Origin of the sequence: Massilibacteroides vaginae, assembly GCF_900178525.1 — a bacterium.
Classification (GTDB): Bacteria; Bacteroidota; Bacteroidia; order Bacteroidales; family Tannerellaceae; genus Massilibacteroides; species Massilibacteroides vaginae.
The window spans coordinates 294,820-317,989 of the sequence record NZ_FXDJ01000009.1; the positions used below are offsets into that span (position 1 = coordinate 294,820).

Consider the following 23,170-nt stretch of genomic DNA (forward strand, 5'->3'; position numbering starts at 1 on the left):
ATAAACTCTCACTTATCGTCCTGTTCATCCATTTTTTTGCTTAAAACATCTCTAAGAGAGTCTAGAAACTTGGTTTTGTTGATTTTCCTATTACGTAGTTCTAAATAAGTATGATAAAAATCACCGATATCTACATTAAACATTCTTGAAAACACTCTTGAGATCTGTTTGATATCAGCATGACCATAATCCAATACCCCCTGAGCTTGCAAGGCATAAATAAGTTCAACTAATGCAGCTTTACTTCCTGTCCAGTTCAAAGAATAGTGTGGACTTTTTGCACTTGAAATGTTTGAAAGCCCAAAAATTCTGTCTTCAATATATAGTTGGATAAGATCATTTGCTAAAATTTTTGCAACTTTATAATCATGGCTAGTACAGAATCTATGATCTGTCTCAAAATAATAACTATCTAAGCTTAGTTTGATATCATATTTCCCTCGCAAAAAATATTTATCATCTAGGTAAGTACTATTTGTTCTGTAATATTTGTAAAACTCAAGATTATTATCAAAATATAGCTTCAATTTTGTAATCTCATTTTTTAGATACTTTTTCGTTACCTTATCTCCACCATAAGGGATTTTAGCCTCAATCTTATAAATACCGTTGTAATAAATCAACTTAGCAACAAACTGCGGTTTTATCTTCTTAAAAAAGCAGATTTCTTCATTAGCATCTTTAAAACCCTTTTCAATGATAAACTCCTTTACCTCGTTGAGTTTTTTTTGTGCAATTTCAATTGCGTCTTCTGCAAGCAACATTGTTTTATCACATGATAAATCATTTAGGTGGTCATTTAGCTGCTGTAATTTTTCATAACAGTATTTTTTCATCTATTAAATTGTTGCGATTTTTGAGTTATGAAACTTAATATGATATTTATCCAATAGGCAATAGTCTACTAATGTTTTATACTCAACAGTTATTATCCTGTCTTAAAGACAGCAAATCATCTTCAAATTTTTTAGCATGTTCATATCCTATTTGATATATTTCATCCATATGTTTTGTGTCGAAAGTTGAAAACTTTCGAAGTTCTCCCGGCTGTATAAAGACGTCGCAGTAATTTGCTCCTTCTTTATCTATTTTTGAAGTAATTATTCGGATAATGCGGTCCATGATTTCACCATATCCCATATGTCCCCTTGCAATCTCAATAGAATTTACATCCACTCCAACACTCTTTCCGCATGTTGCATTTATGTGTTCAACAGGAAAATTATTTAGTATACCTCCATCGCATAATATAGTATCATTATGATAATTGACGGGGACAAAGACCATAGGGAAACAACATGAAGATTTAATTGCCAAACTTAGGCAGCCCTGATTGAACACCAACGACCGAGCATTACTCAAATCAGTAACAGAAACATATAATGGGACTTTGAGCTGCTCAAAACTGTTATGAGGGATATATTTGGTAATAATCCTTTCAAATATATCTGGACTGAACATTCCTCCATTACCTCGAAATAAATCTGTGTAATTGAAAAACTTTTCTGTTTTTGCAAATTTGAAAATCTCTGCAGGACTGTAGCCTTCCGCAATAAAGGCACCAATAAGTGCACCTGCGCTTGCACCTGAAATAGCATCAAATGAGATTCCTAACTCTTCCATACATTGGAGAACACCAAGGTGAGCTATTCCTCTAAACCCACCTCCTGAAAGTGTAATCCCAATTTTATTATTTACTATCATTATTCAATTCCCCTTCCTACTTATAGATTATAATTATTCGACATTATTAGTGTCTCTAGTCCGTAATTTTTGAGACTTTATCTGACTTAGGAATTACATTATAAATACCTTATACTCCCTGCTAGGTGTCGGTGGAACTAACATTGTTTTAACCCACGAGGGATCTAGCGCTTTGCCTTCACTGTCTAGGAAAGAGTTCGTAATTATTCTTGCCAAGTCTTCAGGATTGCCACCGATTAACGGCTTACCCTCAAAATAGAGCTCGTTATGTAGCTGAAAAAAAATATCTACAACCTGCTCCACAGAACAGTTGATCTTTATTTTTTTAGAATTTACTTTATCCATAATCTTTTATTTTTTGTTACTAAGAGCTTTTACTGACGTTCCGTCATCTTTTTTGATTGCTCAAATTCGTTCGAAAACCTAAAGCGATATTGGTACCACCAAGCTTACTGTCAAAGACATGAGAACGCCGTAGAGCATTGAAATGCTGTAATTCGATATACAATGCAAATTTTTTATTAACACGATATGATGCAAAACCACCCAATCTATAAGTCTCGTAAGCTTTTGTTTCCGAGCGCGTATTGATACTGGCAACACTTCCCTGAACCTCGGTAAAAGGGCTTGTGAGCCATAATAAACCAAACCCAGTAAAACCCCCAATTTCAATTCTGTCACCAATAACTGTATTTGATCCGATATCTACGAACGCACCGATTAAAGAGCGATTCCCCTTGTTTATAACGGAAAATCCATCGACTGATCTACTATTTGTAAAACTGTAAAGTGATATCTCATATACGGCTCTGAAGAATATACTCTTGTTGTACCGATATTGGAAGCCAGTCATCGTTCTTATACCAATATTACTATGCTTCATAAAATCTGAACGCGGGATGCTGAGTCCAAATGAAGTAGTAATCTCTATTTTATCTCTATAGCTGTTACTTATGGTGTCTTGAGAAAATACGTAGTTGCTAAAAAAAAACAAAAAAGCAATTATTATACAACACCTATTATTAGATGGGATCATTTTCCCAATGATTTAAATTATTACATACAATCATTTGACATTTAAAATTTATATTACTAAGTCTATAATTTCGTCCAAATTTCACTATGCCAAATAAATCCCCATTTAAGCTTAAATGTCAAACTCTTTCCATCACCATCACTGATAATCCACATACTTTGATATTCTTTATCGTCGTTTAGGTCAATTGAAGTTCCTTTATATTCACCTTTTGATGTTTCAAGTATGTTCTTAGCCACTACTTTTCCATTATTTAACTTTTCTTTCTGTTTGGGAGCTTCTAATTGTTTGATATTAAAACCTTTTCCTACTTTGTAGACTTCGACTATCATTTTATCTTTTGAAAGCCACTTTCCTGTAAATTTATCTTCCTTATTCTGCCCATAAGCTGAGCAGATAAGAAATAGAAATGCTGTCAAAAATATTACTGTAAAATTTACGCTCTTTTGCATGTTTTCATTTTTATTGATTAGTGAACCATTTAAAATTTATTAATATACCTAGTTTTCTTTGGTGTTCTTACTGAATAAGTTCTTGAACCACTGCTTGATTTTACCCCAATATTCTTTTCCAAGAAGTGCAATAGCTGATACAAAAAATACCTCGCCGACAATAACCACCGTTGTTGTCACAATTGCCTTATTAGGGATATCAGTAAATGGTATTATGGGTGCACCAACCCAGCATATGAGCGTGATGCCAAAGAATATAAAACCAAGTGTCTTTTTAAAATTGCTTTTATCCATTGTTGTATAATTTATCTTCCGGTTTCTCTAAGATAGAGGTATCTAGCAACTAGAAATCCCGTGTATGCTTCTGTGTACTGATCTCTGCTCTGTTGTAATAGTGACTGGGCATCAATAAGATCGCTTAATATGCTTAGCCCATTCTGATATTGGTCTTTATTTATTCGCACATTTTCCTCAGCTGTCTCAATGGCCTGTTTGGCCAATAGTAACTTATTGTAATTTTCATTTAATTTGTTCCAATAACTTTGGAACATCACAAATAGCTTTTGATCAGTATCTTTTTTCTCGTATTCTGCCCTGTCTATCTGAGTTTGCTTTTTACGGAGATTGTAAGAACCGCCCCACCAGTCTGAAATGGGAAGGGTTAAAGTTGCATGAACCATAGTAGACGGATTTCTATTTTTAAAAATATCATTGTATTGGTAATATCCAGCTCCAACACCAAAGTATGGAAGCAATTTACCACGTTCTATTTTCTTTTCCAGTTGTTTAGCTTCAATGTTTTTACTTAGGAGCTTGTGCATATTCGTATTTGTTACGGCCTGGTTATGATCCACAAGGAGAGTAACGGGATTGGAAATATACTCTTGATCCTTGGTTTCTATTTCGAATTGACCACCATCTACATTCATTAACTGTGCAAGCTGAATTTTTAATAAACTGATACCGTTTTCTAGTTCTACACTAGCTGTCTTTATCTCGTTCTGTTTCAACTGTACCTGCAATAAATCGTTTCTATTTGTAACGCCTGCATCTACAGCAACTTTAACGTCGCTGAAAAGATTATCAGCTAGATTTTTCATTACATCAATAGTTTTGCGTTTCTCATATAGGGATACTAATGTCCAATAGTATTGTTCTACGTTTACTAGTAAATTCTTTTCAGCTTCCTGAGTCTGATATTTACTGACATCTTCGCCTAACTCTGCTAATTTATTTCCATAATAAATCTGTCCTCCTGTAAAAACGGGCTGTTCTAAAGATATACCTAGCATATAGCCATTTTTCCTGTCCCTTACATTGGGCATTCCCGGAAAACTTGAACCAAGCATGTTTATCATTTCTGCGGATTCTTTGCCAATCATTCCTTCTTTAAGATGATAACCTAATCCGAAGGCACTTACTTTTGGAAAATAATTGGTAAAAGCTTCCTTTTTAGTTAAAGATGCTTCCTCCATAGACAAACGATCAGCTTTTAGCGCATTGTTATTCTTTAACGTGAGTTCTTTGCACTGTTCCAGCGTATATGTAGTCTGTGCTGAAGCAGCACTTGTAGCCAAAAAAAGAAGGGCAAAAAATATATAGTGAAGAGATTTCATTATTTTACGATTTTAGTATCCTGTTTTCTGTAAACGAGCCAATAAGAAACAGGCAGGATTGTTAATATAAAGACCATGGAGAATAGTGCTCCGAAACAGATGATAGCTGCCATTGGTCCCCAGAGAGGGCTTCCAACAACCAACATCGTAATTACACCAACTGAAGCGGCTACCGAAGTCAATACAATTGGCCTCATCCTTCTTTTTCCAGCTTCCAATGCAGCTTCTTTTACTGTCATTTTCTCGTTTTTTCTAAGCTTATCAGCATAGTCAAAAAGGATAATACCATTCCTCATTACAATACCGATTAGACATACGAATCCCAGAACTGAAGTCATTCCGAATTCAAATCCGGTTACCCATATTCCAAATGCGGCACCGAAAAAACAGAGTACGGTTGATGCCAGCGTCAGGTTGGCCAGACTGATTTTCTTGTAGTGAAAAACAAGTACAAAATAGATGATGAATATGGCTATCAACAGAGCAATAAGCGTTTGCGGAACTGACTCTTCATTTGATTCTGAAACACCACCATATTTAACTTCAACATTCTTATAGTCATCTTTTTTAAGAAGGGAATCTACCAAGGTACTTACCTTAGGAAATATATCATTTGGATTTACATTTCGCTTAAGATCGGCAAGTACAGACATCGTATAAATGCCATTGCGTGTGTTTATCTGTCCATCTCTCCAAGCAGGCGAAACTTCGGCAACTTGATTCAACGGTACAGATACACCAGCCATGTTTGGCACATATATATCACCTAAACGATTAAGTTGCCTTAGGCTGTCTACTTCACCTCTCAACGTGATATTCATCTTGTAGTCATCCTCCCAAACATTTGTTATATCAAAGCCTTTATTAATCACACCAAGTTCCTGTGCCACAGAATTGTTAGAGATTCCCTGACGATTAGCAAGTTGTTGGTCTATATTTATCTGTACCGACGACGATGGATTTTCTGCATCGTTATGTACCCAAAGGAATTCATCCATTTTAGATAAATCACGGATCAGCTCTTTAGACATGGATTTCAATGTGGTTTCATCGGCACCTGTCAATCTTACTTCTATAGGATAGCGTACTACCTCATTATCTAGCTGCTTAAAGAAAACATAAGCTCTCGGGAAATGAAAGGCATATTTGTCTGCATATTCATTCAGTATTTCTTCTGTAGCTTTATTTGATTTGGTGTTAACAATAAATTGAGCGTAGTTTTTCGAAGGCATATTGGGTGAATAACCTGAATGGAAACGAGGGGAGCTTGCTCCGATAAAAGAAGTAATGGATAGTACCCTATCATCTTTTTTCAAGACTTTTTCCAGACTGTCAGCCACTTTTTCGGTTTGAACCAAAGAATTGCCCTGTGGAAGATAAATTTCTACTGCAAATAGATCACGTTCAGCAATAGGCATCATTCTCATCTTGGCATTTCCCAGCATTAACATAGCCAACACCACAGAAGTAATTAAGATAGATAGGGTTAATACCGGACGTTTAAAGAATACCGGAAGAAGCTTATCATAACCTGACTGAATTCGGTCAAGAAAACTTTTCTTGGTGTCTTCCTTATCTTTATGCAAACCTTTTTTTATCAGGATATACTGCATAAAAGGAATGATAAACAAGGCTACTGCAAGAGAAACAAAGAGTGTGATTGTAAGCGTCCACGGGTAAGAAAACATAAAGTCTTTATTCGGTCCTTTCAGTGTGATAAGAAAGGGGAAGAACGTAACGCTAATGATAAGTGTTGCAGAAACCAGAGATTTGAAATACTCTCCCGCACCTGCAATTGATGCATGCCAGCGGGACATGCCCTCATCAAGATGCTCAATGTAGCTATCTACTATAACGATACAGTCATCTACGATAAGACCGAGTACAACTATGAGTGCTGCAAACGTAACAACATTTAATTCGAAACCTGCTGCATACATAATTCCCAATGAGATAAAAATCGTAATGGGAATAGAAGTAGCTGCTACTGCTGCAACACGTACGGGCATAAAAAATACAGTAACAAGTACAACCGAGATTATGGCTATAAGCATCTCGATCAGAAACTCATCGACTGATTTTTGTACAACTTTTGATTGATCGACAATGGTACTGATTTTAACATCGGAAGGAAGTTTGGCTCCTTCCTCTAAAAGGATGGAGTTTAATTCCTTTCCGAAACGGGTAATATCATTCCCTGTCTGCATTTCGACAGACATCAACAAGCACTTTTTTCCGTTATTCTTGATAAAATTATCTGGTGTAGGATATTCTCTCACAATATTCGCTACATCCTTTAACCGAAGTATATCCGTTTGTCCATCACCCCTGATAATTTGATTGGCAATGTTCTGTTCGGTCTGATTCGCAGTATTTAGATAGATTGGGACTGACATATCTCCGTTATCTATATCACCTGCATACCCTTTCAGTCCTTGTGTATAGAGTACTTCTCCGATTTCCTGAACCTGAATGCCATTTTTTGCCATTTTTCCTTTATCTAGATAGATGGCTATCCTTTCTTTCTGCTCTCCTGATTTTGTCAACTTTGAAACTTCGGGTACCTGTCTTAGTCTCGATTCTATTTTCTCCAAATAGCCTTCAAGCTGTCGGTAAGTTTTACTTTCGGACTCGACTGAAAACAGTAAAGCTGAAGTTTCACCGAACTCTGAATCTACTACCAGCGCCAATACCTCGGGAGGCAGTTCCTGTTTAAGTTCATTTAAGCCGTGTCTTATTTTTGCCCATACCTCATCCTTGTTTTTTACATAATCATTCAAGGTAATGTAAACGTAAACAATACCGTCTTTAGACTGTGAATAGGTAGCCTTTCTTTTTACTTCTTTATATTTGAAAAGATGTTCTTCCAAAGGTTTGGTCAGTTGTTTTGCGACCTGTTCTGAATTAGCTCCGGGGTATATTCCCGCAATAATCCCCTGATTTATATTTACAGTTGGATATTCCTGTTTGGGCATATAGAGAAGCCCACCAATTCCCGCTAGTAGAAGTAACGCCGTTACTAAAAAGACAACTTTATGGTAACGCATAGCCCATGCTACTGCTTTAATATTATTTGCCATTTCTTATAGTTCAAGTTTTTAGTTAACGATAACTTTAGATCCTTCAAAGATTTTTTGAAAACCTTCGGTAACAATCCGGTCTCCTTCTCCAATACCTTCTAAGACAACCACGCCATCTGAAGTCAGTTCTCCTATTTTCACTGTTTGTTTTGACACAGTATTGTCTTTACTGACCTTCCACACATACCGTTCATTCCTTGCAGAAATTTGAATTACAGAAATTGGAAGTGAATAGCCTGTCAAGTTATCCGATTTAAATGTAATGTTACAGTCCATCCCCGGAAGCAGTTCGTCGCTGCCATTTAGAATATCTACCTTAACCGTATATGCTCTGGAATATGGATTGGCCACAACTCCCTTCTCGATAATTTTTCCGGTATAAGTCTTATCCAGTGTCTTTAAGTAGATATTTGCATCATCACCGATTTTCAACTCTTTTATATCATTCTCGGGAACAGAAACTTTAACCCGTATTTTTTCTACTTTAAGTACTGTAAAAACCGGCATACCAGCAGCTACATTTGCACCCAGATCAATACCCTTGGTCCCGATTACTCCACTGTAAGGGGCATAGAGGTTACAGTCTTCTACATCCTTTAGAGCAAGAGACTCTGCAGCTTCTGCCTGTTCAAGAATAGATTGAGCTTCAATAATCTTGATCTCAGGTAAACTCTTGTTATCATAAATAATCTTAAGTCTCTGATAGGCATCCTTAGCTTGCTTTTTCTGGGACTTTGCTACCTCATAAGCCTTTTGGTAACGGCCTTTATCCAAAGTTGCTAAGAGTTGACCTGCATTGACCTTACTTCCTTCGGAAACAAGTATCTGCTTTACATTTCCAGCAACCTGAAAACTTAGCTGGGTCTGCGCAGACTCTTCGACGGAACCGATATACTTTCTCTGTCCGTCAATATCATTCAGTGCAATCAATACTGCCTTTACTGGAATCTGCTGTTCATTTTGGATTTCCTTTTCTTTGTTCTTACAGCTTGTAATGAGAAAAAGGATAAAAGAGGCGATTGCTAAATAGTTTCTAATTTTCATACCGATTAATTCAATATTTTAACATTGCAAAGTTCCGTTCTACAGCATATATTAAAAAGGTCACACATTCCTAATTTATAGTCAGATGGTACTATTTTTGGAATAATAGACGGATAAATTGAAAAAAAATGGTTTATTTGTCTTAAAAGATAATGTGATGATGAAACAAAAAACTATTTACACCTTGGAAGTTTCACACCTGAATTTGGCGGATGATAATCTGAGGAACGATTTTGCGATATCAGATACAAGTGAAGATATTATTGGAATAACGCTCGAACATCCGGTAAAGATTAATTCCTTACTTGTTGGTATATGTATAAAAGGGAACGGTAATATGAAAGTCAACTTAAAATCTGTTCCGCTATCTGAAAGAGACGTCATAGCACTCTCTCCCGGCACTATCATCCAATATGTGCCAGAAGAAATAAGCAGTGATTTTATGATGAAATATATGTCAATATCTCTTGAGTTCGTCGCTGCTTTCGATGCTTCATATCTCTATCCCGATGCAAGACAGACGTCTTATTTTAAAGCCGATATTGAAGAATATAATATATTATTAAAGCTTTATGATAATCTGCTTGAAAAATATAATCGGAAAGATAATTTGTTCAGAAGACAGATCATACAGCATTCATTATTGTCAGGCATGTACGAGTTTGCGCTGATTGAAAAAAACCATACATATTTAAATACCGAAGGCCTGACAAAAAAGGAAAAACTAGTTTGGGAGTTCTATCAGCTCTTATTTAAACACTACAAGAATGAAAAAGACACATTGTTCTATGCCGAAAAGCTATTATTATCGACCAAATACTTATCGACGATCATAAAACAACAGACAGGAAAGACGGTCAACGAATGGGTCTTTGAATATATTATAGCGGAAGCAAAGGCTCTTATTAAATCTTCAAAAATTACCATTAAAGAATTGGCAGAACATTTTAACTATGCTGATGCCACATCATTTGGTAAATTCTTCAAAAAACAAGTAGGTATGACACCAAATGAATACAGAAAAAATTAATAAGGCTAATAGAAGGATATTAATAAAATGATAGTTGCCCCCCCAAATTGTGTTTTTAGTGGTCTATTACTATAGATAACCTAATTAAAAGAAAATGGAAAAAAAATGTATGATTATCGTGACAATTTTGCTTTTAGTAGTAATGGCTACTCCAATAAAAGCAATTGGGCAAATTGTTGTTGAGGAACAGTCAACTACTTACCTCTATAATGCAATAAAATCTGAAACAGATCCAATTAGCATTGAAAAAATGCTTGTTCAAATGGAAAAGCAGTCTGCATCGGAACCAAGAGATGCCATGATATTAGATGCTGGCCGATACATAGCCGCTAAAGCTTATGCCCACGCAGGAGATGCTCAGAAGGCAAACTACTGGATGAATAAGATTAATAATAAAAGTTGGAAGACAAGCAGTTTATCTACAGTTACTCGAGCTCTTATCGAAGCTGGGATGCTGAATGATGCTGAAGAACTTGTAAAGCCTTTTTTGGGTCAAACTGGATCAAACAACTTTCACTACGGTTTGATTCTCTATAAACGTAAGGAGTTTAAAGCTGCATTGGAGTATCTAAAGCCTAATAATGAAGACAAGTCTGATTTTTTAAGTGCAGATGCTGAAATTTATCCTTTCGCACTGATCGAAGCTGATAAACAGCTGGATGCTTTCAATGAAGTTAATAGATTACTGAAAATTTCGGCAAATAGAAGTGATAGATTCAAAGATGCTTCAAGAAAGTTATTTCAAAATAAATATGGTGACGAGATACGCTATGAATTTCTGCTCGATTCTATGGAAACTGTGGACCATAATAGCACATTGACAAAAATAGCAAAAATGGAGACTAACCAATTGGCTCCAGATTTTGAACTTAAAGATTTAAACGGAAAAAGCGTTTCGTTAAAAAGTCTAAAGGGTAAAATCGTTATCTTAGACTTTTGGGCTACTTGGTGCCAGCCTTGCATAGCCTCTTTCCCGGGTATGCAGAAGGCCGTAGATTACTACAAAAACGATGATAGCGTTGTTTTTATGTTTATTCATACCCAAGAAAAAAGCCCAAATGCTGCTGATGATGCTAAAAAGATGCTAATTGCAAGGGGAAACCGATTTGATGTTTACATGGATTTAAAGGACGAGGTTCTTGGAAAAAGCCCTGTTTCAGCTGCCTATAAAATTTCTGGACTTCCTGCTAAATTCTTTATTGACAAGAATGGTTTTATACGTTACAAAAACGTTGGTTATATAGGTGTGGATGAAGCTATACCTGAAATCAAAACCATTGTGGATAAATTAAAAGCGGAATAAGCAACACACAATTCACGCTGATATAGCGAAGTTAATGGGATTGAAATCGACAAAGATGTTCAATTGTTATTAGCATGTACGTATGACACCAAATTAATGTAAGTATTTCTAGTGATCAAATGTGTATAGGGTCTTGTATGCAATGTCTTTAAGTCAGAATCATTTTTAATAGGTCCTATTTAATTTTCAATAATACCAATAGAATTTTCACTTAATTAATCACCACTATCTATAAACAGTATGAGAATTTTAATTATAGAAGATGAAGACTTAAATGCTCGTCGCCTAAAAAGATTGTTAGAAGAATTGGAACCTAACTGTGAAATTTTGCAAATAATTGATACAGTTAAGGATGCAGTTTCCTGGTTAAATTTAAACAATTCACCAGATTTAATTACAATGGATATATGTTTGGCTGATGGGGTTAGTTTTTCCATATTCGATCAGTCAATTATTAAATGCCCGATAATATTTACAACTGCCTATGATGAATATACTTTTAGAGCATTTAGTAATAATAGTGTAAGTATAGAATACTTAATGAAACCCATTCAGAAGGACGAACTTGCTGCTAGCTTAAATAAAATTAAACTATACCTCGGAAAGGAGGATTTATTCCCTGTTTTTAATTCGAGAAATCTAAGAGGGGATTATAAATAATCACTTTGTGTATCGTAATTTTTTGCCTGATTGAAGTTGTTAAATATTTTAAAATATACCTCTTTTGTGTTCAGTATAAAAAAGTTTCTATTTTTTACAGATTTTGTATTTCCATCAGTCATAAAAATGAGGAATCACAAAAGAAATAGATTCGTCTAATGTCAAACCGTTTTCTATTAAAAAGGGAAAGAACAAAGTCATATAATAAAAATTTAAAAGCTACAGTAAATACCTCTATTTACTGTAGCTTGTTCTAAACAGAATAGTGCATCAATGATTCTAATAATTATTTATTCAGTATTATTAAAAGGTTGAAAAAAAGCTTAGTGAGCATTAACACTACTAAGAGAAGTGTAGTTTATCTATAGGTCTTTAAGTAAGTGCGTTAAATTAGAATCATTCTTGATTCGATCTATTTCATTTGCAATAATACCTATAACATCTTTCTTTACCTGCTTGTAATTAGCTTCAATTTGTTCTTTCATATTATCAGCTCCATGTGAATCGTTAAAAGATAAAATCTCTGGTATTTTTTTAAAAGCTTTGGTTTCGGCAGCAACTTTGTCGTTATCTACTACAATTTCAGAATGAAAAATCTTCTGTTCAATACGTTCGTCAAAATTGTCGGAAACAGCTCCCACGAACATTCCTTGTGTAAGTGTAGAAATCTTAGATGCAGGTATTAAGCTATCTAACTGTGTGGATATTGAAGTAGATTTATCATTCCTGTTAATTGTCAAGCTTTGACGTTTTTGCAACACTTTCCCGAAACGTTCCGAAAGATTTTTAGCAGTTTCTCCCACTACCTGACCACTAAAAATGTTACCGACAGTGTTCTGAATTACTTTAGCTTCTTTATCTCCATAATCACGGATTAATTGAGAATAGTCTTGAAAGCCTAAACATACTGCCACTTTATTACTTCTGGCCGTTGCAATCAGGTTATCCAATCCTCGAAAATAAATTGTCGGTAACTCATCGATGATGACAGAACTCTTTAACTGTCCTTTTTTATTAATGAGTTTCACAATTCTTGAATTATATAAACCCAATGCCGCTGAGTAAATATTTTGACGGTCTGGATTATTACCTACACATAAAATCTTAGGCTCCTTCGGATTGTTGATATCCAGAGAAAAGTCGTCACCGGTCATTACCCAATATAATTGTGGAGAAATCATTCTTGATAATGGGATTTTAGCAGAAGCAATCTGTCCTTGCAGTTGGTCTTGTGCTCCGCCCTGCCAAGCATCCATAAAGGGCGATAAATAATTTTCCAAATCAGGATAAGACGTCAGAATAGTGAATACATCAGAGTATTTTTTATTCAGTAATTCAATAGCGTGTGGAAAAGTGCAGTATTTGCCGCTGTCATAGATTTTCAGAAACCAGATGATTGCTGCCAGCAAAATAATTGGTGATTCAACGAAAAAATCCCCTTGCTTCTGGATCCAGCTTCTATTAAGATTCAACATAATCGTGTAAGCAGCTTCATAAGCATCAGAGATATCCGTCATAAAAACCGGGTTAAGTGGATTGCAACGATGACTTTTACGAGGATCATCAAAATTAATAACATAAAATTGAGGCTGTACCTTGTATTTATCTCGGTGTTTTAGTAAATGGTTATATGCAATAGTAGAAAGGTCGTCAAATTTAAAATCATAGATATACATTGAAAACCCTTTTTCTATATGCTGTCTAATATAATTATTTACAACTGCGTATGATTTGCCTGAACCTGGCGTGCCTAATACAATTGTTGCCCTGAAAGGATTCACTACGTTAATCCAGCCTTCATTCCACTTTCCCTTGTAATAAAATTTAGTAGGTAAGTTTACAGAATATTCGTTTTTCATCAGTTTGGTTTCTTGCTGAAAACTCTCATTCTCATTATTAAATACATCATCCATTAAATTCGTGCGGAGCAATCTGGTAATCCAGACACCCGCCTTCATCAAAGAAATGTAACCTAATGCTGTAGTAAAAATGTAGAGAGATGTACCTATAAAGGGAGACAGTTTTAGTAAAGGTGTATTGAGAAAAAACAGAATAAAACCAATTACCAAGGCGGTGTTTATTTTTGTCCATGTTATTTTTTCGTTCTTTACACCTTTGGTTCCAAGACAGCTTAATGCCAGCAATACCAATGCGAAAATTTTGGTGTAAAGGTTGTGAGCAAAAAGCCCCGCCGTTCGGTTAAAGTTGGCTAATATTTTGCCTATTATTTCTAATGTCCAGCCACGCTCCAAAAAGAAACCAAAGCAGAACCAGTAAAAGTGCATCAGTACAATGATGATACTGACCGCACGCATGAAAGCCATAATCTTGGCTAAACCTCTTAAATCGTCTTCTCCTTGCATAATTTGTAATGATTAAAATGACAGAGAGTGAATTTAGAGTCTGTTCGGGTTGGTTTTGGATAAACGGTAACCGATGGCGTTCGGTGGCATTGTTTGGTTTGATGTTTCTATTTACCTCTTTTTCGTTTCCTTTTCTTCTTCATTCTATTGGCAAATTCTTGTTCCTCGTAATCTTCGTCCTGTACATCGGGAAGCAGACTGCCCAACCCCTCTATCAGATCAGGCTCATTATAGGCAGGTTGTTCCTTGTTCAGAAAATCAAAAAGCTCGTGTGGTGTTTCGGACTCTTCCTTAGTATTATTCTGGGATGAGCGGCTTGAATGTGTTGTATTGTCATTTGTGGTTTGCTTCCTATTTTCTATTGCCTGTTCATCCCACCATTTATTAAATACATTAGCAGATAGATTTTTACCCAATTGCGAGCCGTTCCATACGGTACGGCTTTCGTGGTCTATAAAAGTCATTCCATAAATACGACCTTCATCATTCCTGCGGACAACGGTATTAATGCCCTGCTCCAATAGCTGCTTCTTAAAATCTGTTTCATTATTGGATGTATGCATACCAGCTTCAATAGTATTTTTAAGCACCTCTTTTGCAGGGTTGGTTTTCATATTTTCCTTTGATTTTTCAAAGTGTTTTTCAAGCTGGGTCATTCCTGCTTCTTTGCCAAACAGTGAAGACTTGAACGGATTACTTGCCTTTTGTCCATACTCATTTAAAGCAAAATACACTAAACCCTGTTTTGGTTGACCGTGTAATTCACCTTTAACTTCTTCGGAAGTTATATTAAAAAGAGAAAGTAAAGCGTTGTAAGCTCCTAGACTTTGGTACTGATAATATTTGGGCAAGTGGCGGGTAACGGATGCTATTTGGCTTTTTATATCTCCTTTGGTATAATCCACGGATTTAAAAATTCGGTCACTATTTGACTGGTATTGCTCTGTAGCGGGCTTCAAATCATATTGCTGTTCCAATTTCCTGCATACAGCCATTGAACGTGGATGATCATAACTGTCCGGTATTTTTGCACCGTTGAGTTGCACGCAGGTGGTTACGATATGTATATGGGTGCGTTCAATATCGGTATGCTTGAATACCACATACGGCTGATTGCCATAACCCATTTCTTGCATGTATTGCTCCGCTATATTTCTGAACTGCTCATCACTAACCTTATCCGCAGGGTCAGGATTCAGCGAAATGTGACGAACAGGCTTTTCTGTTTTGTTATTTGCCAGCAAATAAGGCTCGAAATAGCGGTTGAGAAAAGCGGTAGTGTAGTTGTCGTTCAGCACTTCGGGTATCTTATTCGTGAGCAAAACATGTCCATTTTCCTCGTGCACTTTAAGCAGATTGTAAGAAATTGCTCCGATCATGTTCGCACCTTTTCCAATTTTTGCTATCATTTTTCTTCGCTTTTGTATAGGTATTTTGTTTCAAACTCCTGCGTTAATTGGATAACTTGTTGACATAATGTCGCCATTTCTGCGGTTTGCTTTTCCAATTTAAAGAGATAAGCAGCGGCTTTCTTCTCTGAAAAATTGCGATAAAGTATCTTCACTATCTGGTTATAATTTATACCAACTGCTCTAAACTGGCTGTATAATTTGGTCAGTTGTGCATGGTAATCCATAGCAGCTACATCAATTTTAACCGTCTTAATCTCCCGTTGTAGTAAAAGAGAAATAATAAATTTTGCTTTGTTGCTTATACCTGACGCTTCAAAAAGCGACAGGAGTTTCGCATTCTCTTCGTCATTCAGACGAAAAACATGGCGGTGCGTGCTTGGGTTTAGCTTTGGCTTACGTCCGCCTTTGTTCTGTTTGTTGTTACTGTTCTCATTCATCACAAATCCATTTTAAAATTTTATAAAACCCCGACTTTGGAGGGTGTTTTTCGGCTCCCGGCAGGGCAAGTTGTTTTGGGGCACGAAATACGTTTCGAGTGCCTCAAAACATAACTTGCTCTATTCTGGTGAATAGAAAATCCGCCCTGCGGGACGGATTCTATTTAGTGGAAAAAGCAGCTTCATGCTGCTTCTTATTTTACCTTTCTTGATGGAATAGCATTCTATCAAACCGTCAGAAAAACCCCCTTTGCAAAGTAAAGGTTGATTTTATAAACTATTGATATATAGAATACTGCCAAAGTATTCCGTTAAAAGCCAAAGTGTACAACGCTTTAAAAACCACCTCTATTAATCGCTTTCTTTGTTTCAAGGTTCTACAGAAAGCTTTGAAAAAAACAGTAAAGAAAAAAGTAAAAAAAGAGATATGTATCTGTGCAAATCCTGTAAAAAATAAAAGCATAAAGTTTTAAAAATATAAAAACGCTAAAACGTAAAAGCGGTAAATAAGAAAAGCAGAAAAGAAAGTTTAACTGAAGTAAAGCATATTTCTACCTGCAAAACTTCACGGATTGAAATTTTACAATCAGGTTTCATGTGAATGAAAAAGGGAAAAACGACAAGCAATTACGCAAAAGGTAAAAAAGAAATATTAGAACAAAGAAAGGTACAAATGAAGGTTTTTGTTTGCCTGTACCGATTTAAAGAAAAGCATCAATAAATTTTTAAATAATGGAAACGACAAAGAAAACTTTAAAAATCAGCTTCTACACACAAAAGGGAGGTGTAGGCAAATCAACGATCACTACGCTGTTGGCTAGTGTGCTGCACTACCGTTTAGGTTACAACGTACTAGTAATGGATTGCGACTTTCCGCAACACAGTTTAACCAATATGCGTGCGAGGGATTTAAAAACGGTCATGGAAAATGACTATCACAAGAAAGCTGCTATGAAGCAGTTTCAGACTATCAATAAGAAGGCCTACACCATCGTCAAGAGCAAAGCGGAAAACGCATTGGAAAACGCATTTGAGCAGACAGAAAAATCGAAGGTAGAGCCGGATATTATCTTTTTCGACCTTCCTGGAACTGCAAATACAAAGGGAGTATTATCGACTTTAAAAACGATGGATTTTGTGTTTTCACCGATTACGGCAGATCGACTGGTGGTAGAAAGTACATTGGGCTTTACCAAGGCCTTTCTTCACTTACCAGAAACAGAAACCGGAAACAAAGATCTGGCAATATGGTTGTTTTGGAATCAAGTAGATGGTAGGGAAAAAACAGGTTTGTACGACGCATATCAAAATGTCATAGAGGAGTTGGGATTGCCAATTATGGAAACTCGCATTATGGACAGCAAGCGTTTCCGAAAAGAAACAGACGATACAGGAAATTATGTATTCCGTTCCAGTCTGCTCCCTGCCGAACCGCAATTGCTGAAAACCACCCGCATGGATGCTTTTGTGCAGGAATTTTTAAAAATTATTCACCTGTAAAACCGATGATGTATGGCAACAGATAACAAACGAAAAGACTTTGAGAAACCGGATGTTGATGAGGAATACCTGATGAACATCATGAGCGGTGACCAGCCTGTCCCTGACAAACCAATTCCCAAATCACAAGAGGAAATAAAAGAAAGCAAACCACGTGAGCGATCTCGTTCGACTTCTACCAAAAAAGTAGATTATGAAGAAACCTTTTTAGTCAATCGCTTTCCGTCAGGGCGTAACGGTAAAGTAGTCTATATCCGTCCTGAATATCATGAAAGATTAATCCGCATTGTTCAACTCACACGGGAAGATAAAACTACTCTTTATTCATATATAGATAGTATTCTTGAACATCATTTCAAGGAATTTGGTGATGATATTACCGACTATTTCAATGAAAGATATAAACCTATTATATAATAGTTTCATTATGAAAAATACAAAACAAAAAAAGAAAGCAACATTAAGAATAGATCAGTACAAAACTGAATTTCTTCAGTCGAAAGGCGTTAAGGCAAGAGATAGCAAAACAGCCTATATCAGTACAGAGTTTCACGAAAAGTTATCGCTTATCGTCTTTATGATGGGTGGAGGTAAACTGACTATTACTGATTACCTACACAATGTGCTGAAATACCATTTTGAGGATTTCGGAGAGGAACTCACAGCCATTTATAACGCAATCGACAAACCTAAATTATAGCTATGGAAACAGCAATTCTTATATCCCTATTAATTGTCATTGTCCTGCTGTTGCAGGACAAGGTGGTTATCAAAAGAAATCCAAAACAGGAGAAGCAAATTCCTAGTCAAAAGCGAGAATTTTTAGATATTATGGGAAAACCCAAGCCGATTGAACGCCTTTCTCCGCCAAAGAATACCACTAAAGGACAACTTGAAGATAAAGAGGAAAAACCTGATAATTTTGAAGAAGAAAGATCCCTAAAAGGGTTTGCTAAAGAAATTCCGCAGGAAGAGCTAGATGAAGTTTTTAATACCGAACCTGATTTGGAGGAAGAGGAAGAAGAATGGAACGGGTATGGAACTTATGAGGAAGAAAACGGTTTTGCCACAGGGGTTACCTTTGAAGAACTAAGTACCGTGGGGATGTTGCTCCAAAAAGAGAAATTGGAAACAGCTCAGAAGGAAACAGCGGTGGGAATAGTTCAGAAAATACAGGGAACCGATCTTTTTAGTCTACTGGAAAACTCAATGGAGGGTGCTGCACAGAAAATTGCAGCGTTGTTGGACAGTGGTGTTCCCGGTAAAGAAATGGACTCTGGTTCTTCCAATTTGCGGAAAAATAATATTAATGATTTTGACATTGGGGAGTTTGTATAGACTCTCCTTTGTGTTTTAAAACGTTAAGGTATGGAAAAAGAACTGAAAGAATTTGATATCCACGGAACAGTGTTTCTTGTGGATGTGAATAAATTAGAACTGAGAGAAAAAGAAGATGAAACGAATATTATTCGGTTTGATGAAATGGAATATTTAGGAAATGGATATCGTTTTGATTACGACGTTGAAAAGAATAGACTTTCATCGGGATGGGGAAATCACGAAGTAACCGTCACTATTCCCGAATTCTCCGTATTAGATCCTATTGGGATGGGGAATAAATATAAGCTATCATTAGATGTCATAAAGAAAAGGAACGACTATGATATCATGGTTGACCCCGTTGCTTATGACCTGCGTGTGAACAAAGGAATGCTGCCCACCATTGATATTGAAGGACACACTTTCTATGTAGATATAAGAATGGATAAACTTAGACCAAAAGATGACTTCCTCTCTAATGGAATTGCTTTTTCACACATAGAAGACTATTTTAATGATAGCTCTGGAACATATCTTATTCCCTACAATCCTAAGACAAGAGAAATGGGCGAAATTGACTATGAAAATATTACAGAAATTCCAAAAAATCTTGTTGTAATAGAATTTCCAAACGAGTTAAAACTGGATCCTATCGGATGGAATAGGCAACACGGATTTGATCTGAAAGATGGGTTAATGGAAGTAGGATTGCAAATGAGTTTTACAGCAAAAAAAGGAAAATGGGAAGACATTTATGTGCCTCAAAAAATCAAAGAGAATTTAGATAAAATTAAAAAAGAAAATAAGAACTCGAATACTCCTTATAATTCAGAAAGGAAAAAGGGTAGAAAAATGTGAGAATATTGTAAAAAGAACGAAACGTCAGCCATCAAAAGGCTGGCGTTTTTTTATACTCAATTTTCATACGAAAAGCCTTTGAAAGCCAAGTTATTCCACTGAACGACACTTTTTAAGAGTGCTTTGTTTTACGTCGCACATTTGTTCCGAAAGCCTGCAAGGTGCAGGAAATCGTAACAAATTAATTCGTTTTAAAGATGAAAAAACAAAGAAAAAAAGTGCTGCTGACAGGTGCGGCTTTGCTGTCAGCATTTGGGGTATTTGCACAGGGAAACGGTTCTGCGGGAATCAACGAAGCCACGCAAATGGTAACCTCTTATTTCGATCCCGCCACACAACTTATTTACGCCATTGGTGCCGTGGTCGGGTTAATCGGAGGTGTTAAAGTGTACAATAAATTCAGTAGTGGTGATCCTGATACAAGCAAGACTGCGGCATCATGGTTTGGAGCTTGTATCTTTTTGATCGTTGCTGCAACTATTCTTCGTTCATTCTTCCTTTAATCCTTTGCCTTATGAGTAAATACAATATTAATAAAGGCATTGGACGTACAGTCGAGTTCAAAGGATTGAAAGCACAGTATCTGTTCATTTTTGCAGGTGGCTTACTGGGTATGCTTGTTCTGGTGATGATACTGTATATGGCAGGCGTAAGTTCTTATGTGTGTCTATTTATTGGAGTTGGAGGAGGCTCTCTTATTGTCTGGCAGACATTCTCTCTGAACCAGAAGTATGGTGAATACGGATTAATGAAAGTGGGTGCCAATAAGAGGCATCCACGTTATATCATCTGCCGGAAACCCGTACATCGCTATTTAAAATTCACCTCTAAATCTGTCGGCTTATGAGAAATGTAGCAAAAGCCACTACGTTGGAAAGCAAGTTCCCATTATTGGCTGTGGAAAACAACTGCATCATCTCTAAAGATGCAGACATTACGGCTTGCTTTCGGGTACATTTGCCCGAACTGTTTACGGTTGCTTCCGTAGAATACGAAGCTATACATTCCGCATGGCACAAGGCGATCAAAACTTTACCGGATTTTACAGTCGTTCACAAACAAGATTGGTATATCAAAGAAAATTACGCTCCTGATATTGCAAAAGAAGATCAAAGCTTTTTAGCAAAATCGTATCAACAGCATTTTAACGAGCGTCCTTTTCTGAATCATTATTGTTACTTGTTTCTTACCAAGACCACTAAAGAACGTATGCGTATGCAAAGCAACTTTAGTTCACTTTGCAAGGGTGTGCTTATCCCTAAAGAAATAAGGGATAAGGAAATCATTCATCGCTTTATGGAAGCTGTGGCACAGTTTGAAAGGATAGTGAATGATAGCGATTTTGTAAAACTGGAACGTCTGAGCGAAGAGGATATCGTCGGAACGAGTGGCAAGCAAGGATTGCTGGAACAGTACCTCACCTTGTCAAGAGATGAGGGAAGGCCTTTACAGGACATTGCTTTGGGGTCTGAAGAAGTTCGTATAGGGAACAAAAGATTATGTTTACATACCTTATCTGATACGGATGATCTACCGGGAACAGTATCTGCTGATACGCGTTACGAAAAATTATCTACAGACCGAAGTGACTGTTTGTTGTCGTTCGCTTCTCCCGTTGGACTACTGTTAAGTTGTAATCACATCTATAATCAATACCTTTTCTTAGATAACAGCGAAGCAAACCTCCAAAAGTTCGAAAAGTCTGCAAGGAATATGCATTCACTGGCAAGGTATAGCCGTGCCAACCAGATTAACAAAGAATGGATAGAACGCTATCTCAATGAGGCTCATTCACATGGTCTGTCTTCCATTCGTGCACATTTCAATGTACTGGCATGGTCTGAGGATCCGATCGAACTAAAACAGATTAAGAATGATACCGGTAGTGCTCTGGCTTTGATGGAATGCAAACCAAGACACAATACTACTGATGTAGCAACTTTGTACTGGGCAGGAATGCCGGGCAATGCCGGGGATTTTCCTTCTGAAGAAAGTTTCTACACCTTCATAGAACCCGCGTTGTGTTTCTTCACAGAAGAAACAAATTACCAAAGTTCACCATCACCGTTCGGTATCAAGATGGCAGACAGGTTAACGGGAAAGCCAATCCATTTGGATATATCGGACTTGCCTATGAAAAAAGGTATCGTCACGAACAGAAACAAATTCATTTTGGGACCTTCAGGTTCGGGAAAATCTTTTTTTACAAACCACATGGTTCGTCAATACTATGAACAGGGGGCACATGTGCTGTTGGTTGACACAGGTAATTCCTATCAGGGATTATGTGAGCTGATCTATGGAAAAACCAAAGGTGAAGACGGTGTTTATTTCACTTATACCGAAGATAATCCTATTTCATTCAATCCATTCTTTACAGACGATGGCATATTCGATATTGAGAAGAGAGAAAGTATCAAAACCCTGATACTAACCTTATGGAAACGAGATGATGAGCCACCGACAAGAGCAGAAGAAGTAGCCTTGTCTAATGCGGTAAGCGGTTATATAGAGCGTATTAAGATCAATGATGAATATCCATCCTTTAATGGTTTTTACGAATATGTACAGAGAGACTACCGCAAAGTATTAGAAGAAAAGCAGGTTCGGGAAAAAGACTTTGACATAGCCAATTTCCTAAATGTTCTGGAACCTTACTACAAGGGAGGTGAATATGATTATCTGCTTAACTCAGACAAACAACTTGACTTGCTGACTAAACGCTTTATCGTATTTGAGATTGATGCTATAAAGGATCACAAAATTCTCTTTCCTATTGTCACGATTATCATCATGGAGGTTTTCATCAATAAGATGAGAAGGTTGAAAGGTATCCGTAAGCTCATCTTAATTGAAGAAGCTTGGAAGGCAATTGCAAAGGAAGGTATGGCTGAGTACATAAAGTATTTGTTTAAAACAGTCAGAAAGTTCTTTGGAGAGGCAATTGTAGTAACGCAGGAAGTGGACGACATCATCCAATCACCTATTGTGAAAGAATCCATTATCAATAATAGTGATTGTAAAATACTGCTCGATCAGCGAAAGTATATGAATAAATTTCATGACATCCAGGCGATGCTCGGGCTCACTGAAAAAGAAAAATCTCAGATCCTTTCTATCAATATGAACAACGACCCCAAACGCTTGTACAAAGAAGTCTGGATTGGATTGGGCGGAACGCACTCCGCCGTTTATGCTACAGAAGTAAGCATGCAGGAATATCTCGCATACACTACGGAAGAAACCGAAAAAATGGAGGTTATGCAGCTTGCTAAGGAACTCGACGGTAATGTAGAACTCGCTATAAAACGAATTGCTGAAGAGCGAAAATAGAAATCAGGTAATTATTAATCAA

At 36.6% G+C, this 23,170-nt stretch carries 23 protein-coding genes; 11 read left to right on the plus strand and 12 right to left on the minus strand.

What is annotated here, in order from left to right:
* Positions 1-8: 8 nt before the first annotated feature.
* From B9Y81_RS09670 to B9Y81_RS09710, 9 genes are all read right to left on the minus strand, one after another.
* The gene (locus B9Y81_RS09670; protein ID WP_058699778.1) at positions 9-836 is read right to left on the minus strand and encodes an RteC domain-containing protein; all 828 of its coding nucleotides are present in this window, start codon (positions 834-836) and stop codon (positions 9-11) included.
* An 82-nt stretch (positions 837-918) separates the two neighbouring features.
* Positions 919-1,704 carry a patatin-like phospholipase family protein gene (locus tag B9Y81_RS09675; protein WP_058699777.1) on the minus strand — a complete coding sequence of 262 codons (786 nt, stop codon included), beginning with the start codon at positions 1,702-1,704 and terminating at the stop codon, positions 919-921.
* Between the two features lie 93 nt (positions 1,705-1,797).
* Positions 1,798-2,049, minus strand: coding sequence for a hypothetical protein (locus tag B9Y81_RS09680; RefSeq protein WP_058699776.1), 252 nt, complete (start codon positions 2,047-2,049; stop codon positions 1,798-1,800).
* 43 nt (positions 2,050-2,092) lie between these two features.
* Positions 2,093-2,740: a hypothetical protein gene (locus B9Y81_RS15290; RefSeq protein WP_176221476.1), complete on the minus strand. Its 648-nt coding sequence runs from the start codon at positions 2,738-2,740 to the stop codon at positions 2,093-2,095.
* 62 nt (positions 2,741-2,802) lie between these two features.
* Positions 2,803-3,192, minus strand: coding sequence for a DUF2147 domain-containing protein (locus B9Y81_RS09690; RefSeq protein ID WP_058699774.1), 390 nt, complete (start codon positions 3,190-3,192; stop codon positions 2,803-2,805).
* Between the two features lie 48 nt (positions 3,193-3,240).
* Positions 3,241-3,486, minus strand: a complete 246-nt coding sequence (locus B9Y81_RS09695; RefSeq protein WP_058699773.1) for a transporter suffix domain-containing protein — start codon at positions 3,484-3,486, stop codon at positions 3,241-3,243.
* Positions 3,487-3,497: 11 nt separating this feature from the next.
* On the minus strand, positions 3,498-4,808 hold the full coding sequence (locus tag B9Y81_RS09700) for a TolC family protein (protein ID WP_058699772.1): 1,311 nt from the start codon (positions 4,806-4,808) through the stop codon (positions 3,498-3,500).
* Complete coding sequence (locus B9Y81_RS09705) at positions 4,808-7,888, minus strand: efflux RND transporter permease subunit (protein ID WP_058699771.1); 3,081 nt, start codon at positions 7,886-7,888, stop codon at positions 4,808-4,810. The genes B9Y81_RS09700 and B9Y81_RS09705 overlap by 1 nt, the downstream gene beginning before the upstream one ends.
* Before the next feature lie 18 nt (positions 7,889-7,906).
* The gene (locus tag B9Y81_RS09710) at positions 7,907-8,932 is read right to left on the minus strand and encodes an efflux RND transporter periplasmic adaptor subunit (protein WP_058699770.1); all 1,026 of its coding nucleotides are present in this window, start codon (positions 8,930-8,932) and stop codon (positions 7,907-7,909) included.
* A gap of 157 nt (positions 8,933-9,089) precedes the next feature.
* On the opposite strand from B9Y81_RS09710, the gene B9Y81_RS09715 reads away from it, so the two are divergent.
* The 3 genes from B9Y81_RS09715 (at position 9,090) to B9Y81_RS09725 (ending at position 11,925) form a co-directional block, all read left to right on the plus strand.
* Positions 9,090-9,962 (plus strand): helix-turn-helix domain-containing protein, encoded by an 873-nt coding sequence (locus B9Y81_RS09715; RefSeq protein WP_058699769.1) that lies wholly within the window; start codon positions 9,090-9,092, stop codon positions 9,960-9,962.
* Between the two features lie 94 nt (positions 9,963-10,056).
* Positions 10,057-11,265, plus strand: coding sequence for a TlpA family protein disulfide reductase (locus B9Y81_RS09720; protein WP_058699768.1), 1,209 nt, complete (start codon positions 10,057-10,059; stop codon positions 11,263-11,265).
* A gap of 240 nt (positions 11,266-11,505) precedes the next feature.
* Complete coding sequence (locus B9Y81_RS09725) at positions 11,506-11,925, plus strand: LytR/AlgR family response regulator transcription factor (protein WP_058699767.1); 420 nt, start codon at positions 11,506-11,508, stop codon at positions 11,923-11,925.
* 362 nt (positions 11,926-12,287) lie between these two features.
* On the opposite strand, the gene mobC is transcribed toward B9Y81_RS09725, so the two are convergent.
* The 3 genes from mobC to mobA all read right to left on the minus strand — a co-directional run bounded on the left by mobC (position 12,288) and on the right by mobA (position 16,137).
* Positions 12,288-14,288 (minus strand): conjugal transfer protein MobC, encoded by a 2,001-nt coding sequence (gene mobC, locus B9Y81_RS09730; protein ID WP_058699766.1) that lies wholly within the window; start codon positions 14,286-14,288, stop codon positions 12,288-12,290.
* Positions 14,289-14,395: 107 nt separating this feature from the next.
* Entirely contained in the window at positions 14,396-15,697 is a 1,302-nt protein-coding gene (mobB, locus tag B9Y81_RS09735; RefSeq protein ID WP_058699765.1) for a conjugal transfer protein MobB, read from the minus strand.
* Positions 15,694-16,137, minus strand: coding sequence for a conjugal transfer protein MobA (gene mobA, locus B9Y81_RS09740; RefSeq protein ID WP_058699764.1), 444 nt, complete (start codon positions 16,135-16,137; stop codon positions 15,694-15,696). Before mobA ends, mobB begins: the two co-directional genes overlap by 4 nt.
* Positions 16,138-16,869: 732 nt before the next feature.
* Between mobA and B9Y81_RS09745 the strand changes: the two genes are divergently transcribed.
* From B9Y81_RS09745 to B9Y81_RS09780, 8 genes are all read left to right on the plus strand, one after another.
* A complete protein-coding gene (locus tag B9Y81_RS09745; protein WP_058699763.1) occupies positions 16,870-17,637 on the plus strand; it encodes a ParA family protein in 768 nt (255 codons plus the stop codon).
* 12 nt (positions 17,638-17,649) lie between these two features.
* Entirely contained in the window at positions 17,650-18,054 is a 405-nt protein-coding gene (locus tag B9Y81_RS09750; protein ID WP_058699762.1) for a DUF3408 domain-containing protein, read from the plus strand.
* Between the two features lie 10 nt (positions 18,055-18,064).
* Positions 18,065-18,337, plus strand: a complete 273-nt coding sequence (locus B9Y81_RS09755) for a DUF3408 domain-containing protein (RefSeq protein WP_176221477.1) — start codon at positions 18,065-18,067, stop codon at positions 18,335-18,337.
* Between the two features lie 2 nt (positions 18,338-18,339).
* A complete protein-coding gene (locus B9Y81_RS09760; protein ID WP_058699761.1) occupies positions 18,340-18,975 on the plus strand; it encodes a hypothetical protein in 636 nt (211 codons plus the stop codon).
* A gap of 30 nt (positions 18,976-19,005) precedes the next feature.
* A complete protein-coding gene (locus B9Y81_RS09765; RefSeq protein WP_058699760.1) occupies positions 19,006-19,815 on the plus strand; it encodes a hypothetical protein in 810 nt (269 codons plus the stop codon).
* Positions 19,816-20,012: 197 nt separating this feature from the next.
* Positions 20,013-20,318, plus strand: a complete 306-nt coding sequence (locus B9Y81_RS09770; protein WP_058699759.1) for a DUF4134 domain-containing protein — start codon at positions 20,013-20,015, stop codon at positions 20,316-20,318.
* A gap of 11 nt (positions 20,319-20,329) precedes the next feature.
* Positions 20,330-20,662: a DUF4133 domain-containing protein gene (locus B9Y81_RS09775; protein WP_058699758.1), complete on the plus strand. Its 333-nt coding sequence runs from the start codon at positions 20,330-20,332 to the stop codon at positions 20,660-20,662.
* Positions 20,659-23,148, plus strand: a complete 2,490-nt coding sequence (locus B9Y81_RS09780) for a TraG family conjugative transposon ATPase (protein ID WP_058699757.1) — start codon at positions 20,659-20,661, stop codon at positions 23,146-23,148. The genes B9Y81_RS09775 and B9Y81_RS09780 overlap by 4 nt, the downstream gene beginning before the upstream one ends.
* The last annotated feature ends 22 nt before the right edge of the window (positions 23,149-23,170 follow it).

Excerpts from the sequence above, each read along its gene's own strand:
- B9Y81_RS09670 (WP_058699778.1), bottom strand. The coding sequence starts at position 836 with ATGAAAAAATACTGTTATGAAAAATTACAGCAGCTAAATGACCACCTA.
- B9Y81_RS09675 (WP_058699777.1), bottom strand. The coding sequence starts at position 1,704 with ATGATAGTAAATAATAAAATTGGGATTACACTTTCAGGAGGTGGGTTT.
- B9Y81_RS09680 (WP_058699776.1), bottom strand. The coding sequence starts at position 2,049 with ATGGATAAAGTAAATTCTAAAAAAATAAAGATCAACTGTTCTGTGGAG.
- B9Y81_RS15290 (WP_176221476.1), bottom strand. The coding sequence starts at position 2,740 with ATGATCCCATCTAATAATAGGTGTTGTATAATAATTGCTTTTTTGTTT.
- B9Y81_RS09690 (WP_058699774.1), bottom strand. The coding sequence starts at position 3,192 with ATGCAAAAGAGCGTAAATTTTACAGTAATATTTTTGACAGCATTTCTA.
- B9Y81_RS09695 (WP_058699773.1), bottom strand. The coding sequence starts at position 3,486 with ATGGATAAAAGCAATTTTAAAAAGACACTTGGTTTTATATTCTTTGGC.
- B9Y81_RS09700 (WP_058699772.1), bottom strand. The coding sequence starts at position 4,808 with ATGAAATCTCTTCACTATATATTTTTTGCCCTTCTTTTTTTGGCTACA.
- B9Y81_RS09705 (WP_058699771.1), bottom strand. The coding sequence starts at position 7,888 with ATGGCAAATAATATTAAAGCAGTAGCATGGGCTATGCGTTACCATAAA.
- B9Y81_RS09710 (WP_058699770.1), bottom strand. The coding sequence starts at position 8,932 with ATGAAAATTAGAAACTATTTAGCAATCGCCTCTTTTATCCTTTTTCTC.
- B9Y81_RS09715 (WP_058699769.1), top strand. The coding sequence starts at position 9,090 with ATGATGAAACAAAAAACTATTTACACCTTGGAAGTTTCACACCTGAAT.
- B9Y81_RS09720 (WP_058699768.1), top strand. The coding sequence starts at position 10,057 with ATGGAAAAAAAATGTATGATTATCGTGACAATTTTGCTTTTAGTAGTA.
- B9Y81_RS09725 (WP_058699767.1), top strand. The coding sequence starts at position 11,506 with ATGAGAATTTTAATTATAGAAGATGAAGACTTAAATGCTCGTCGCCTA.
- mobC (WP_058699766.1), bottom strand. The coding sequence starts at position 14,288 with ATGCAAGGAGAAGACGATTTAAGAGGTTTAGCCAAGATTATGGCTTTC.
- mobB (WP_058699765.1), bottom strand. The coding sequence starts at position 15,697 with ATGATAGCAAAAATTGGAAAAGGTGCGAACATGATCGGAGCAATTTCT.
- mobA (WP_058699764.1), bottom strand. The coding sequence starts at position 16,137 with ATGAATGAGAACAGTAACAACAAACAGAACAAAGGCGGACGTAAGCCA.
- B9Y81_RS09745 (WP_058699763.1), top strand. The coding sequence starts at position 16,870 with ATGGAAACGACAAAGAAAACTTTAAAAATCAGCTTCTACACACAAAAG.
- B9Y81_RS09750 (WP_058699762.1), top strand. The coding sequence starts at position 17,650 with ATGGCAACAGATAACAAACGAAAAGACTTTGAGAAACCGGATGTTGAT.
- B9Y81_RS09755 (WP_176221477.1), top strand. The coding sequence starts at position 18,065 with ATGAAAAATACAAAACAAAAAAAGAAAGCAACATTAAGAATAGATCAG.
- B9Y81_RS09760 (WP_058699761.1), top strand. The coding sequence starts at position 18,340 with ATGGAAACAGCAATTCTTATATCCCTATTAATTGTCATTGTCCTGCTG.
- B9Y81_RS09765 (WP_058699760.1), top strand. The coding sequence starts at position 19,006 with ATGGAAAAAGAACTGAAAGAATTTGATATCCACGGAACAGTGTTTCTT.
- B9Y81_RS09770 (WP_058699759.1), top strand. The coding sequence starts at position 20,013 with ATGAAAAAACAAAGAAAAAAAGTGCTGCTGACAGGTGCGGCTTTGCTG.
- B9Y81_RS09775 (WP_058699758.1), top strand. The coding sequence starts at position 20,330 with ATGAGTAAATACAATATTAATAAAGGCATTGGACGTACAGTCGAGTTC.
- B9Y81_RS09780 (WP_058699757.1), top strand. The coding sequence starts at position 20,659 with ATGAGAAATGTAGCAAAAGCCACTACGTTGGAAAGCAAGTTCCCATTA.